The following is a 13,977-nucleotide window of genomic DNA, read 5'->3' as shown; positions in this document are numbered from 1 at the left end:
GCGTGCTTGTCGTCCTCGATGACGCCGAGATAGCCGGGCACGGTCGAGACCTTGGCCTTGGCGGCCGCCTTCTTCGATTCGATCTTGTCGCCCATCGCCGCGATCGCGCCCGGGTTCGGGCCGATGAAGACGATGCCTGCGGCCTCCAGCGCGCGCGGAAACGCCTCGCGCTCGGACAGGAAGCCGTAACCGGGATGCACGGCCTCGGCGCCGGTCTTGCGGCAAGCCTCGACGATCTTCTCGATCACCAGATAGCTCTCGGCTGCCGCCGGCGGGCCGATCAGCACGGCCTCGTCGGCCATCTCGACATGGAGGGCATCGCGGTCGGCTTCGGAATAGACGGCAACCGTCTCGATTCCCATCTTGCGGGCAGTCTTGATGACCCGGCAGGCGATTTCGCCGCGATTGGCGATCAGAATGCGTTTGAACATGCTTTTCTTGAGTCTCGACCTTGGGCGGGACCCTTCCCTGACCGTTGGGGCCTATGGGACGGGCCGTGTGGCTCCCGTGGTACATCAAAATCGGCCGGAGGCAACGGTCTAAATCCGGGCCATCTGGCGTACCAGCGCAAGACCGAAACGGGCTCGGCGAGCCCTAGGGACGCCCTGCGGCGTCCTGCGCCTTCCTGGCCTTGGCCACGTCCCGGACCAGATTGTGAATGAAGCCCAGCTTGCCGACCACCGCGGGCGACAGGATGAAGGGATAGAGGTCGCGCAGGCCCATGGCGCGGTTGACGCTGTTCATGGCGAAGGTGAAGGGCAGCCATGCGTTGACCAGCGCCTCGACGTCCCTGGCCTCATAGGGGTTGAAACGGATGCGCGCCGTCAACTCCCCATCACGGTCGACCTTGGGACGCACCTCCATGCCGAACTCGGCGGCCATCTCCAGGGTGTCGACGATGTGAAGATAATGCGCCCAGGTCTCGGCGAAATCTTCCCAGGGGTGCATCGTGGCATAGGCCGAGACATAGTTCTGCTGCCAGTCCGGCGGCGCGCCTTCGGCATAGTGACGCTGCAGGGCCTGGCCGTAATCGGTGGAATCGTCACCGAATACCGCGCGGCATTCCTCGAGCTTGCCGCCGCCCTGCACCAGCACATCCCAGAAATAGTGCCCGACCTCGTGCCGGAAATGCCCGAGCAGCGTACGATAGGGTTCGCCCATCTCGAGCCTGCGGCGCTCGCGCTCGATGTCGTCGGTCTCGGTGAGCGCAATCGTGATCAGGCCGTTGTCGTGGCCGGTCATGACCTTCTCTGCGCTGTTCGGATCGTCGGCGAGGAAATTGAAGATCAGACCATGCTCGGGATCGTCTTGCCGGGCCTGGAGCGGCAGCTTCCAGCGGATCAGGGAATAGAACAGACGGTGTTTCGCCACCTCCAGCTCGCGCCAGCCGGCAAGCTGGGCGGGGTCGGACAAATCCGGCACGATGCCGTTGTGGCGGCACGCGCGGCAATAGCCGTTGCCCTCGGCCGAATCCGTCAGCCAGTTGCAGGCATCGTGCTCGGCATTCCGGCACAGCATCCGGCTTTCGCCCTTGTCGGCCAGGATCCGCCAGGCCTCTCCGTCGGGCTCGATCGCCGACATCGTCTCCTTCTCCGGCAGGAAGGCGACCCGATGGCCGCAGCGTTCGCAGGCACGGTTCTCGAAATAGAGAACGTTGCCGCAGGCCTGGCAGACAAAGAGCTTCAAGATTTATCCTCTTCGGAAAGGGAGCCTTATCAAAGACATTCGTCACGCCTCGCGAAGACGCGTCCGTCGCCCGATCGTTCCAGTCTCCGGAACAAATTGCCAGACCCGGCGTTTCGTTCATACGCACCGCCATCCGTTTCATGGCGCCTTTCCCAGCCTAATTCCTCTAAACAATGGCCATCACGCTCCGTCTGTGTGAATATCGGTCCGGCACGTGCGCTCCCGCACGACAACGGCCGGTGCCTTGAACGATCCCTTGCCCGAGACCATCGCCGCCGAAAGGCTGCGCCAACACCTCGAAGACGTCGCGCGCGAGCGCGACAACGCCTATCGCGCGCTCCAGGAGCGCGAGGCCGAGCTGGCGCGCATCCAGCGCATCGGCAAGGTCGGCGGCGTCGAGGTCGATTTTCGCGAAGGCTTCAAGAACCGCCGCTCGCCCGAATACCTCATGATCCACGGCCTGCCGCCGGAGGCTGCGGAGGAACCGCACGAGGATTGGGTCAATCGCATCCATCCCGACGACCGCGACGCCACCGTCAAGCACTTCATCGATGCACTCGCCGGTACGAGCGAAGACTACAGCGCCGAGTACCGCATCGTCCGCCCCAATGACGGCGAAACCCGCTGGATCCGAGTCGTCGCCAAGATCGAGCGCGACAGGGACGGCCGCGCCATCCGCCTTGTCGGCGCCCATATCGACATGACCGACCAGGCGCTCGCGCGCGAGACGCTGCGCGAGAGCGAGGAGCGCTTCCGGCTGATCGCCGACAGCGCGCCGGTGCCGATCTGGGTGACCAAGCTCGATCGCAAGCGCTCCTTCGCCAACCAGGCCTATGTCGACTTCGTCGGCCTGCCCTACGATCAGGCCATCGACTTCGACTGGCGCAAGGTGCTGCACCCCGACGACCTGCCGCATGTGCTGCAGCAATCGGTCCAGGGTGAAGCGTCGCTCAAGCCCTTCGTGCTGGAAGCGCGTTACAAGAACGCCAGCGGCGAATGGCGCTGGCTGCGCTCGGAATCGCAGCCGCGCTGGGACCCGACCGGCAAGCACATCGGCTTCATCGGCGTCGCCCACGATATCACCGTCGCCAAGCAGGCCGAGATCGAGCTGCGGCAGCTCAATGAGACGCTGGAAGAGCGCATCGCCGAGCGCACCGCCCAGCTCGAATCCAACGAGGCGCGGCTGCGCGCGATCCTGGAGACCAGCAACCAGTATCAAGGCCTGGTCAATCTGAGGGGTGAGCTGCTTTACGCCAACAACACCGCACTCGATGGCATCGGGGCGAGCTCGTCGGATGTGATCGGAAAGCCGTTGTGGGAGACGCCCTGGTTCAGCGCGACGGAGGGCATGAGCGCGCTGGTGCGCGAGGCCTTCCACACCGTGCTCAAGGGCGAAGCCGTGCGGCTGGAGATGCGGCTGCGCCTTCCCATCGGCGAGCGCGATTTCGACTTCGGTATGCGCCCCGTGCTCGACCGCCACGGCAACATCACAGGCGCCGTCCCTGAAGCCGTCGACATCACCGAGCGCCGCCGCGGCGAGGAAGCACTGCGGCAGTCGCAGAAGATGGAGGCGATCGGCCAGCTCACCGGCGGCGTCGCCCACGACTTCAACAATCTCCTCACCATCATCCGCTCAGCCACCGATTTCCTGCGCCGCCGCGAGTTGCCGGAAGAGCGCCGCCGCCGCTATGTCGATGCCATCTCCGAGACCGTCGAGCGTGCCTCCAAATTGACCGCCCAGCTTCTGGCGTTCGCGCGCCGGCAGCCGCTGAAGCCGCAGATCTTCAACGTCGGCAGTCAGGTCGAGGGCGTCGCGCAGCTGGTCCGGCCGCTGGTCGGCGGCCGCATCGACATCGCGGTGGAGATTCACGATGCCGACTGCTTTACCGTCGCCGACATCGCCCAGTTCGAGGCCGCGCTGATCAACCTCGCCATCAACGCCCGAGATGCCATGAACGGCGAAGGCCGCCTCATCATCGCCGTGCGCAAGGTCTCCGGGATTCCCAGCCTGCGCGCGCAATCGGCGCGCGGCGGCGACTACGTCGCCATCTCCGTCACCGACACCGGCAGCGGCATCGCGCCGGAACATCTCGACTCGATCTTCGAGCCGTTTTTCACCACCAAGGAGGTCGGCAAGGGCACCGGCCTCGGCCTCAGCCAGGCTTTTGGTTTCGCCAAGCAGTCCGAGGGCGACGTCGCGGTGACGAGCACCCCGGGCAAAGGCGCGACCTTCACCATCTATCTGCCGCAGGCACAAAGCCCCGCTACCGACAAGGAAGCCGCGGCACTGACCCATGAGGCCGCGGCCACCGGGCGCGGCTATCGCGTGCTCGTGGTCGAGGACGACGACGAAGTCGGCCGCTTCTCGACCGAGCTTCTGGAAGATCTCGGCTACCTCGTTCGCCGCGTCGCCAACGCCAACGCCGCGCTGGCGATCCTCGGCGAGAACGAATTTGCCGTCGACCTCGTGTTCTCCGACGTCATCATGCCCGGCATGAACGGCGTCGAGCTCGCCGGCATCATCCGCGAGCGCTATCCGGGCCTGCCCGTGGTGCTCACCTCCGGCTACAGCAACGTGCTCGCCGAAAACGCCCATCGCGGTTTCGAACTGATCCAGAAGCCGTATTCGGTCGAAGCGCTGTCACGCATTCTGCGCAAGGCGATCACGGAGAAGCTGTCGGTGGCGCGGTGAGGTATTCTCCATCGTCGTCCCGGACAAGCTCAGCTTCCGACAACGCGTAGCGTTGTCGGAAGCTGAGCGCAGATCCAGGACCCATACTCCCAGGAGCGAGTTGTATCGCCAGCTGATAACCGCATGTCGTCGCAAAACGTGATCCTGTGGTTATGGGTCCCGGATCTGCGCTTACGCTTGTCCGTGACGACAGCTGAGTGTTTGGCAGGCTGCGATCTCCACAACGACGATCGAGAGACTGATGTCGAGCGAAAATCCCGATCAGATCAGGCGCGCCGGCCGCGCACTGGACGCGGCCAATTTCTTCCTCGCCGATGTTCGCGACGGGCTCGGGCCTTATCTCGCCGTCTATCTCCTTACCGAGCAACACTGGAACGAGGCGCGCATTGGCCTCGTGATGTCGATCGCGACCATCGCCGGCATCGTGGCGCAGACACCCGCCGGTGCGCTGGTGGACGCAACCCGCGCCAAGCGGCTCGCGATGATGATGGCCGCCATTCTGGTGACGCTCGCCTCGCTCTCGCTGCCGCTGTTTCCGGGCTTTCTCCCTGTCGCGATCTCGCAAGGAATCGCGCAGGCCGCCGCGGTGATCTTCCCGCCAGCGATCGCCGCCATCTCGCTCGGCATCTTCGGCCATGCCGCCTTCACCCGGCGGATCGGCCGTAACGAGACTTTCAATCACGCCGGCAACGGCGTCGCGGCCGCTCTCGCGGGCCTCTCCGCCTATTGGTTCGGACCGACCGTCGTGTTCTACCTTCTCGGCGCCATGGCGATCGCCAGTCTCGTCAGCATCCTGGCGATCCCCGAACGGGCCATCGATCACGACCTCGCGCGCGGGCTGCACGACGCTGGTACCAACAGCGCGGCCGAACGACCCTCGGGCCTTTCCGTGCTGCTGACCTGTCGCCCCCTGCTCGTCTTCGCAATCTGCGTGGCGCTGTTTCATCTGTCTAATGCCGCCATGCTGCCGCTGGTCGGACAAAAACTGGCGTTGCAGGACAAGAACATGGGCACCAGCTTGATGTCGGCCTGCATCGTCGCGGCGCAGATGGTGATGGTGCCGTTCGCAATACTGGTCGGCGCCCGGGCGGATCGCTGGGGCCACAAGCGCTTCTTCCTCGCCGCGCTGCTGATCCTGCCGATCCGCGGCGCCCTCTATACGCTCTCGGACAATCCGTTCTGGCTGGTCGGCGTGCAGCTTCTCGACGGTGTCGGTGCAGGCATCTTCGGCGCGACCTTCCCGGTGATCGTCGCCGACCTCATGCGCAACACCGGCCGCTTCAACGTCGCGCAAGGCGTCGTCATCACGGCCCAGAGCATCGGCGCTGCGCTGTCGACGACGCTGGCCGGCTTCGTCGTGGTCGGCGCAGGCTACAGTGCGGCGTTCATCACACTTGGCGTCGTCGCTGCAATCGGCGCCATCATCTGCATTCTCGCGCTGCCTGAGACACGACATGGCGGCCCACGCCCACAGGGGGAGACAGCGGCGTCGGCATCGGCTATCGCTGCCGAATGAACCCATTCCGTTTCAAGGATTAACCGTGCCGTCTGACGCCATTTGGGCCTGGAGCATCATCGTCGTCGCGACAGCAGGCGTCATCATCCGCCCCTTTCGCCTGCCTGAGGCGGTCTGGGCGGTGATCGGCGCGAGCGCCCTGGTGTTATCAGGCCTGCTGCCGTGGCAGGATGCGCTGACAGGCATCGAAAAAGGCCTCGACGTCTATCTCTTCCTGATCGGCATGATGCTGATCGCCGAGCTCGCGCGCCTCGAAGGCCTGTTCGACTATCTCGCCGCGCTCGCGGTCGAATACGCGGACGGCTCGCCGCAGCGGCTGTTCCTGCTGATCTATCTCGTCGGCACGCTCGTCACGGTACTGCTCTCCAACGATGCCACCGCGATCGTGCTGACGCCGGCCGTCTATGCCGCGACGCGCGCAGCCGGCGCCAAGCCACTGCCCTATCTCTTCGTCTGCGCCTTCATCGCGAATGCCGCGAGCTTCGTGCTACCGATCTCCAATCCCGCCAATCTCGTCGTCTTCGGCGCGCGCATGCCGCACCTGACTGAATGGCTGCGCCTGTTCGCGCTGCCCTCGGCGGCCTCGATCCTGCTGACCTACATCGTGCTGCGCCTGACCCAGCACCGGGCCCTGAAGGAGGAGACGATTGCGCGCCGCGTGCCGCATCCAAAACTCGGCCGCGGCGGCAAGCTGACGGCGATTGGCATCGTCGCGATCGGCGCCGTGCTGGTCACGGCGTCTGCGCTGGACAAGCAACTGGGCCTGCCGACCTTCATCTGCGGCGGCGTGACGGCCGCGATCGTGCTGATGCTGAGCCAGCAATCACCGCTGCCTGTGCTGCGGGGCGTGTCGTGGAGCGTGCTGCCGCTGGTCGGCGGGCTCTTCGTCATGGTGGAGGCGCTGGTGAAGACCGGTGTGATCGGACGGCTCAGCGCGCTGCTGCATGAAGCAGTCGCGCAATCCGTCCCGCAAGCCGCCTGGAGCGTCGGCATCGCGACCGCAATCGCGACCAACATCGCCAACAATTTGCCCGTGGGCCTCGTCGCTGGCTCGGTCGCGGCCAGCGATCATCTGCCCGCTCCGGTCGTCAGCGCCATCCTGATCGGCGTCGACCTCGGCCCCAATCTGTCGGTGACGGGCTCGCTCGCCACCATCCTCTGGCTGGTCGCGCTCAGGCGGGAGAAGATCGAGGTCGGCGCCTGGCCCTTCCTCAAGCTCGGCCTGCTGGTGACGCCGCCCGCCTTGATCGCCGCACTGGCGGCGGCAATCAGGTAACGCAGGCTCCGATCTTCGAAATTAAGCGCAAGCTATTTGCGGTGCGTCAATGCCGGCAGCGACGCTGCGGCTAAAATTCCATTGTCGCGCAAATCAGATCGATAGCGCGCGGCAAGGAAGGACCATCATGCAGATCCAATCGAAAGCGTTGCCGCAGATCTCCTTTCTGCGTCGCGCGATCCGAAGCCTCTTCGCAGCGGGCGAGAGCAGCGCCGAGACGGCTCATCCGCTGCTGGTCGTCTCCGCGGTGGCGTTGTTTACACTGTTCGTCATCGTGGAGGTCGACCTCCACTCCGCCCAGCTTCAGGCGCTCGGCCTGCTCGGCCACGGGATCGGAATCGATCCGGTCTTCTTGAGCCCGTAGTCGCCGGCCGCAGCGTTCCGAAATCAGTCCCGATCGCGGCGACGACGCCGCGACCGGGAAGCGCATCGTCAGTCGTTCTCGTAGCCGTAGACTTCCGGCAGGATGAAGATCGCGGCGAGCAATCCGATCAGCGGGAAGATCGCGACCATCAGCGTGGCATTCGCCTGCCCGATCGCGGCGAACACCGTCGGGAACAGGAAGATCGCCAGGAACGACGGCAGCTTCACGAACATGTAGGCGAAGCCGCTGGCGGTGCCGCGATATTTCGGCTTGGCGACCATGGTCGGGATCGTCATGCAGTTCGACGCGTCCCAATAATGGCCCCACAGCATCGCGGCGGCCGCGAACGGCAGCAGTATCTTGTTGTCGGTGTAGAGCGCGAAGGCCGCGACCAGCAGCGAGGCGAACACGATCGAGAAGCCGGCGATCGCGATGCCGCGGTGGCCGATCTTCGGCGTCAGCAGCGGCCCGACCCAGCCGGACAGAGCGGCGAAGGAGAACAGCGCCATCGTCACCAGGTTGATGCCGAGCACGCTCGACACGCCGACCATTACGAACAGCACCGGCAAATAGAACGCGAAGGTCGAGAACTCGCTTGCCTGGGTGAAGCAGGCGATCCAGCCGTAGACCGTGGCGCGCCAGCGGATCGGATCCTTCTTGAGGTCGGCGAGGAACGCACGCGTGCTGGTTTTGGGAACAACCACATCCTGATCCGGCAGCATGTCGAGATTATCGTTGAACATCTCGCGCGCGACCCGCTTGGCCTCGCGATAGCGCCCCTTCTGCACCAGCCACACCGCCGTCTCCGGCACGTCGTGGCGCATCAGAAGGATGATCAGCGCCGGCACCGCGCCGAGGCCGAGCGTCACGCGCCACAGCATCTCGTGCTGCATGTCGATCAGGAGGAAGATCACGATGACGCCGATGGTCAGGACCTCGCCGACGGCGAACATGAACTGCCAGCGGTTGCCCATGACCTCGCGCTCGCCCTTGGCCATGGATTCCATGATGTAGGTGTAGCCGGTGGAAATGTCCGAGCCGAGCGGGATGCCGAGCAGGAAGCGGATCACGATGAGCCAGGTGACGTCAGGCACAAAGGCCTGCGCCAGCGCCAGCACGATGAACATCACCATCGTCACCAGGAACATGACGCGGCGGCCGATCTTGTCGGACAGCCAGCCGCCCAGCAGCGCACCGATCAGGGCACCGCCCTGCGTGCCCGCCGCGGCAAGGCCCAGCATCAGCGCCGTGGGATTGTACTGCTCCTTGATGAAGATCAGCACGAAGGCGATCGAATAGAGGTCCCAGGCTTCGACCAGGATCGAGGCCATCATCAGCCAGCCGACCTTGTTGCCCTTTGGACTGTAGTTCGTGATGAGGTAGCGGACCGCGGCTTCGCTCGCGGTCGGTTTTGGCATCGCCATCGTTGTCATGCTTGGTCCTCTTTTCAAAACTCGCTACGTGCCGAGCAGCGGCTCGATGCTGCAATCGAGCAGGCGCGGGTCGATCCCCGCTTCCATGCCCGTGAATATCTCGCCCATGTAGTCGATCAGTGCATCGCTCGCCTTCACGGCGTCATCGACGCGGCGGCTGGCCACCGCGGCGAGAATGGCGAGATGACAATCGATCGTGCCCGACAGATCGGCCTGCCCCGGCATGAAGCGGTGGTGGATGTAGCCGATGCGCCGGTACAGCGTGTGCAGCGGCCGCAGCGTGTGCACCAGGAACGGCTCGCCGGCGGCTTCCAGCACCAGCGCGTCGATGCGGCGGTCGATGCTGTTGAATTCGTCGAGAGTGAGGCTGGCGCGGCGTTCGCGCAGGAGCCGTTCGATGTGCAGCGCCTGATTGCGATGCGAAAGGCTGGCGCGATCGGCCGCAAGGCGGATCACGAAACGCTCCATGTCGCGGCGGAGACCCAACAGCATGCGCTCGCGCGCCAGATCGATCGGCGCAATGTGCAGGCCGTGGCGCGGACGGATGATGATGAGCGTATCGGCGGAGAGACGATTGACGGCATGGTGCACCGGCGTGCGCCCGAAGCCGGTGATCTGCTGCAATTCCAGCATGGTCATGAACTGGCCGGGCTTGAGCTCGCAATGAACGAGCAGCTCTTCGATTTTCTGATAGGCCAGCTCGAAGAAGTTGAGGCGGTTGCGCCGGGAGGGCCTGCCCTCGCCGTCCTCGTCGCTTCTCACCACTTCGAGCGCGCGCTTGCGCCGTGCCATGTCGTCCTCCCTGCCACCCGCTCGCGCTGCCGAGCAGCGGCTTATTTGTGATATCCTTAAAACATGTTGTGATATATTACAAGCGGGCGTATGACTGCCCGCCGGGATCGCCGCTTTTGACCGGCATAGACACGAACAACAAGACAGGCGCGAGGCGCCTTATCATGGGAGGACTGTTGCAGTGAAGATCACTTCGATCGAGACCCTGCGCACCGAGGAATTCTCCAACGTCATCTGGGTGCGAATCCACACCGACACCGGCGTGATCGGGCTCGGCGAGACCTTCTATGGCGCGGGCGCGGTCGAGGCGCAGATCCACGACACCTTTGCCGGCCGCCTGCTCGGCCGCAATCCCCTGCACATCGAAGCCATCCACCGCGACATGCTGAACCTGCCGATGGCGCAGTCCTCCACCGGCGTCGAGTATCGCGCGGCGTCCGCGATCGACATCGCGCTGTGGGACCTGTTCGGCAAGGTCTGCAATCAGCCGGTGCACCAGATGCTCGGCGGCCTCTGCCGCGACAAGCAGCGCATCTACAACACCTGCGCCGGCACGCAATATGTCCGCTCGACCAATATCAGCCCGGTCTCCAACTGGAATCTCGGGGCGTCCAAGGGCCCCTATGAAGACCTTGATGGCTTCATGAATCACGCCGATGCACTAGCCGAGAGCCTGCTGGAAAGCGGCATCTCCGCGATGAAGATCTGGCCGTTCGATCCGGCGGCGCAGGAAAACAAGGGCCTCTACATCACCGCAGCCCAGATGAAGCAGGCGATCGAGCCGTTCGAGAAGATCCGCAAAGCGGTCGGCGACAAGATGGAGATCATGGTCGAGCTCCACTCGCTGTGGAACCTGCCGACCGCCAAGCAGATCGCGCGCGCGCTCGAGCCGTACAAGTCGACCTGGTACGAAGACCCGATCCGCATGAACTCGCCGCAGGCGCTGGCCGAATACGCCCGCTCGACCGACGTCTGGGTCTGCGCCAGCGAGACGCTGGGCTCGCGCTTCCCCTACAAGGACATGCTCGACCGCGACGCCATGCATGTGGTGATGGCGGATCTGTGTTGGACCGGCGGTCTCACCGAGGGCCGCAAGATCGCCGCAATGGCCGAGACCTATCACCGTCCCTTCGCGCCGCACGATTGCATCGGCCCGATCGGCTTCATCGCCGCCATCCACATGTCGTTCAGCCAGCCCAACACACTGATCCAGGAATCGGTGCGCGCCTTCTACAAAGGCTGGTACAATGAGCTCGTCACCACGATGCCCGTGATCAAGGACGGTTTTGTCTATCCGATGGAAGGCCCCGGTCTCGGCGTCGACCTCCTGCCCGCCGTCTTCGAGCGCACCGATCTCACTGTACGCCGCTCCAACGTCTGAGGAATTCTTGAGATGAGCACCTCCCTCTTCGATCTCTCCGGCCGCACCGCGCTCGTGACCGGCTCCTCTCGCGGACTCGGCCGCGCCATCGCCGAGGGCATGGCCAAGGCCGGCGCGAAGATCATCGTCAACGGCGTCGATCCCAAGCGCGTCGAGCAGGCTGTCGCCGAGTTTCGGGCCGCCGGGCATCAGGCCGAAGGCGCGGCCTTCAACGTCACCGACGAGCCCGCGATCGTCGCGGCGTTCAACGACTTCGACAAGAAGAACATCGCGGTCGACATCGTCGTCAACAATGCCGGCATCCAGCACCGCAAGCCGCTGGTGGAGTTCACCACCGACGAATGGCGCAAGGTGATCGAGACCAACCTGACCAGCGCCTTCGTGATCGGCCGCGAGGCGGCCAAGCGCATGATCCCGCGCAAGCACGGCAAGATCATCAATATCGGCTCGCTCGGCAGCGAGCTCGCCCGCCCCACCATCGCGCCCTACACCGCGGCCAAGGGCGGCATCAAGAATCTCACCCGCTCGATGGCGGTGGAATGGGCCCAGCACGGCATCCAGGCCAACGCGATCGGCCCCGGCTACATGCTGACCGACATGAACGAGGCGCTGGTCAACAACACCGATTTCAACAACTGGCTGATGGGCCGCATCCCCTCCAAGCGCTGGGGCAAGCCGGACGAGCTGGTGGGCGCCGCGATCTTCCTGGCGTCGGACGCCTCGACCTATGTCAACGGCCAGATCATCTATGTCGATGGCGGCATGATCGCCGCGATGTGATCCGCGAACCAGGAGCAAGCCATGCGCGCCGTCGTCATCCACGCCCCGAAAGATTTGCGGATCGACAATTATCCTGATCCGGCGCCCGGCCCGGGCGAGGTCCGCGTCAAGATCGCCAATGGCGGCATCTGCGGCTCCGACCTGCACTACTACTATCACGGCGGTTTCGGCGTCGTCCGCATCCAGCAGCCGATGGCGCTGGGCCATGAGATCGCCGGCGTGGTCGCGGCCATTGGTGACGGCGTCCGCAGCGTGAAAGAAGGCACGCGCGTTGCGGTCAATCCGAGCAGGCCGTGCGGCCAGTGCCTGCATTGCCAGGAGGGCATGCGCAACCAGTGCCTCGACATGCGCTTCCTCGGCAGCGCGATGCGCTTTCCCCATGTGCAAGGCGGCTTTCGCGAGTTCATCACGGTCGATGCCACGCAGGCGGTGCCGATCGCCGACAAGCTCTCGCTGGCGGAAGCTGCGGTCGCCGAGCCGCTCGCGGTGTGCCTGCATGCCGGCAAGCAGGCCGGCCCCCTGCTCGGCAAGCGCGTGCTGATCACGGGCTGCGGCCCGATCGGCGCGCTGATGATCCTGGTCTCCCGCTTCGGCGGCGCGGCCGAGATCGTGGTGACCGACGTTGCCGAGGCGCCGCTCGCGGTCGCGAGAAAACTCGGCGCCACGCACGCCATCAATGTCGCGGCCGATGCCAGCGCGCTCGATCCCTGGCGCGCCGGCAAAGGCGTGTTCGACACGCTGTTCGAAGCCTCCGGCAATCAGGCGGCGCTGCGCACCGCGCTCGACGTGCTCAGGCCCGGCGCGACGCTGGTACAGCTCGGCCTCGGCGGCGAGATGACGCTGCCGATCAATTCCATCGTCGCCAAGGAATTGCAGCTCCGCGGCACCTTCCGCTTCGATCCCGAGTTCGAGCTTGCGGTGCGGCTGATGGGCGAAGGCCTGATCGACGTGAAGCCGCTGATCACGGCCACCATGCCGTTCGAGAACGCGGTCGCCGCTTTCGAGCTCGCCAGCGACCGCTCGCAGTCGATGAAGGTGCAGCTTACTTTCTGAGCATGATCCGGAAAAGTGTGCAGCGGTTTTCCGAATAGATCATGCTCAAACAAAGAGCTAAAGAGCGATGAGTCTCATCGCTCTTTAGCGGCGCCCTCGGCCTGCTGGCTCTCGATCAGCCGATCGCTGACCAGCCGCACGGCGCCCCGTTTCCACGAATAATCCGCGCCGAGGCGCAGGCCGCTGTCGCCGCGCGCCAGCACCGTGCCGGTGCGGGCATCGCGCAGCTGGAAGCCGAGCGTGTATTCGGTGCGGCTGACCCGCCGCACCACGCCGATCAGCGATTGATCCGCGCCCAGCTCCTTCGCAATCGCGGCCTCGCAGCCACCGCAGTCGCGTAACGCGCGCGCCTTCGCCGCCTCGCCGCTCGCGCTGCCGATTTCGACGATGCGGTAGCGGCCGGACTGGCCGAGCACGTCACGCACGCCCCCGGTGGTCTCGGCGAGGTACGATGCGTCTGAACCGGCCAAGGTGCTCCCAGATGCGGCCGTCATGTCCTCGAGCTCGAAATCGAACACGGCGAGCGCGACCGGCGCAGGCGTGCCGAGCGCCGCGATGACCTCGCGGGCGAGGAACGCCTCGGCGCGCTCCCAGGCCTCGTCATTGTCGCCGCGGAATGTGTAGAGCTTCTCGAACAGGACCTTCTTGGCCGCGGTATCGATCACGGCGACCCGCGCCCATTGCACCAGCGTGCTCGTCTTCTGGACGCCGCCGACGACCTTGAATTTTGCATCGGCTTGCCCGGCGGGCATGAGCTGATAGCGCTTGTCCGCCCCGACATCCCGCCGCAGCGCGGCCATGAACGCGCTCAGCCGCTTCTCGTGGGCGGCGGTCTGATCGACCGGCTCGCCGGACGTATCCAGGTACTGGAAATCCTCGATCGACACACCGGCCGGTGCTGCGGCGGCCACCTCCGTGCCCGCGCCGGCAGGCCGGACACCCACGAGGGCAGCAAGGAGAAAAGCCGGGAGGATCAACCGGGAGAGGTACATGAGCGGAGCCCT

General features: G+C 65.0%; 12 protein-coding genes. 7 read left to right on the top strand and 5 right to left on the bottom strand.

Translation table 11 applies throughout. The features are described 5' to 3' along the window. A partial coding sequence (locus tag RAD04_RS38015) for a biotin carboxylase N-terminal domain-containing protein (protein WP_461627878.1) occupies nucleotides 1-431 on the bottom strand: 431 nt, incomplete at its 3' end. Nucleotides 432-594: 163 nt separating this feature from the next. Then, nucleotides 595-1,686 carry a zinc-binding metallopeptidase family protein gene (locus RAD04_RS38010; RefSeq protein WP_461627877.1) on the bottom strand — a complete coding sequence of 364 codons (1,092 nt, stop codon included), beginning with the start codon at nucleotides 1,684-1,686 and terminating at the stop codon, nucleotides 595-597. A 214-nt stretch (nucleotides 1,687-1,900) separates the two neighbouring features. Between RAD04_RS38010 and RAD04_RS38005 the strand changes: the two genes are divergently transcribed. The 4 genes from RAD04_RS38005 to RAD04_RS37990 all read left to right on the top strand — a co-directional run bounded on the left by RAD04_RS38005 (nucleotide 1,901) and on the right by RAD04_RS37990 (nucleotide 7,534). Beyond that, a complete protein-coding gene (locus tag RAD04_RS38005) occupies nucleotides 1,901-4,378 on the top strand; it encodes a hybrid sensor histidine kinase/response regulator (RefSeq protein WP_461627876.1) in 2,478 nt (825 codons plus the stop codon). Nucleotides 4,379-4,619: 241 nt separating this feature from the next. Continuing rightward, entirely contained in the window at nucleotides 4,620-5,894 is a 1,275-nt protein-coding gene (locus RAD04_RS38000; protein ID WP_461627875.1) for an MFS transporter, read from the top strand. A gap of 25 nt (nucleotides 5,895-5,919) precedes the next feature. Continuing rightward, nucleotides 5,920-7,170 (top strand): arsenic transporter, encoded by a 1,251-nt coding sequence (locus tag RAD04_RS37995; protein ID WP_461627874.1) that lies wholly within the window; start codon nucleotides 5,920-5,922, stop codon nucleotides 7,168-7,170. Between the two features lie 127 nt (nucleotides 7,171-7,297). Further along, the gene (locus tag RAD04_RS37990) at nucleotides 7,298-7,534 is read left to right on the top strand and encodes a hypothetical protein (RefSeq protein ID WP_461627873.1); all 237 of its coding nucleotides are present in this window, start codon (nucleotides 7,298-7,300) and stop codon (nucleotides 7,532-7,534) included. Between the two features lie 68 nt (nucleotides 7,535-7,602). Here RAD04_RS37990 and RAD04_RS37985 read toward each other — a convergent pair whose 3' ends face one another. After that, nucleotides 7,603-8,967: an MFS transporter gene (locus RAD04_RS37985; RefSeq protein ID WP_461621820.1), complete on the bottom strand. Its 1,365-nt coding sequence runs from the start codon at nucleotides 8,965-8,967 to the stop codon at nucleotides 7,603-7,605. Between the two features lie 24 nt (nucleotides 8,968-8,991). Beyond that, entirely contained in the window at nucleotides 8,992-9,759 is a 768-nt protein-coding gene (locus tag RAD04_RS37980; protein ID WP_461627872.1) for a GntR family transcriptional regulator, read from the bottom strand. Nucleotides 9,760-9,940: 181 nt separating this feature from the next. Between RAD04_RS37980 and RAD04_RS37975 the strand changes: the two genes are divergently transcribed. From RAD04_RS37975 to RAD04_RS37965, 3 genes are read left to right on the top strand one after another with little or no spacing between them, the layout of a single operon-like run. Further along, on the top strand, nucleotides 9,941-11,140 hold the full coding sequence (locus RAD04_RS37975) for a mandelate racemase/muconate lactonizing enzyme family protein (protein WP_461627871.1): 1,200 nt from the start codon (nucleotides 9,941-9,943) through the stop codon (nucleotides 11,138-11,140). 12 nt (nucleotides 11,141-11,152) lie between these two features. After that, complete coding sequence (locus tag RAD04_RS37970) at nucleotides 11,153-11,920, top strand: glucose 1-dehydrogenase (RefSeq protein ID WP_091957176.1); 768 nt, start codon at nucleotides 11,153-11,155, stop codon at nucleotides 11,918-11,920. A gap of 21 nt (nucleotides 11,921-11,941) precedes the next feature. Continuing rightward, nucleotides 11,942-12,973, top strand: coding sequence for an L-idonate 5-dehydrogenase (locus tag RAD04_RS37965; RefSeq protein ID WP_461627870.1), 1,032 nt, complete (start codon nucleotides 11,942-11,944; stop codon nucleotides 12,971-12,973). 74 nt (nucleotides 12,974-13,047) lie between these two features. Here RAD04_RS37965 and RAD04_RS37960 read toward each other — a convergent pair whose 3' ends face one another. After that, the gene (locus RAD04_RS37960) at nucleotides 13,048-13,965 is read right to left on the bottom strand and encodes a DUF3280 domain-containing protein (protein WP_461627869.1); all 918 of its coding nucleotides are present in this window, start codon (nucleotides 13,963-13,965) and stop codon (nucleotides 13,048-13,050) included. Nucleotides 13,966-13,977: the final 12 nt, after the last annotated feature.

The sequence above is a fragment of the Bradyrhizobium sp. 25ACV genome, assembly GCF_054863005.1.
Note: the sequence above shows the minus strand (reverse complement) of the source record. Positions and strands in the feature narration are given on the sequence as shown.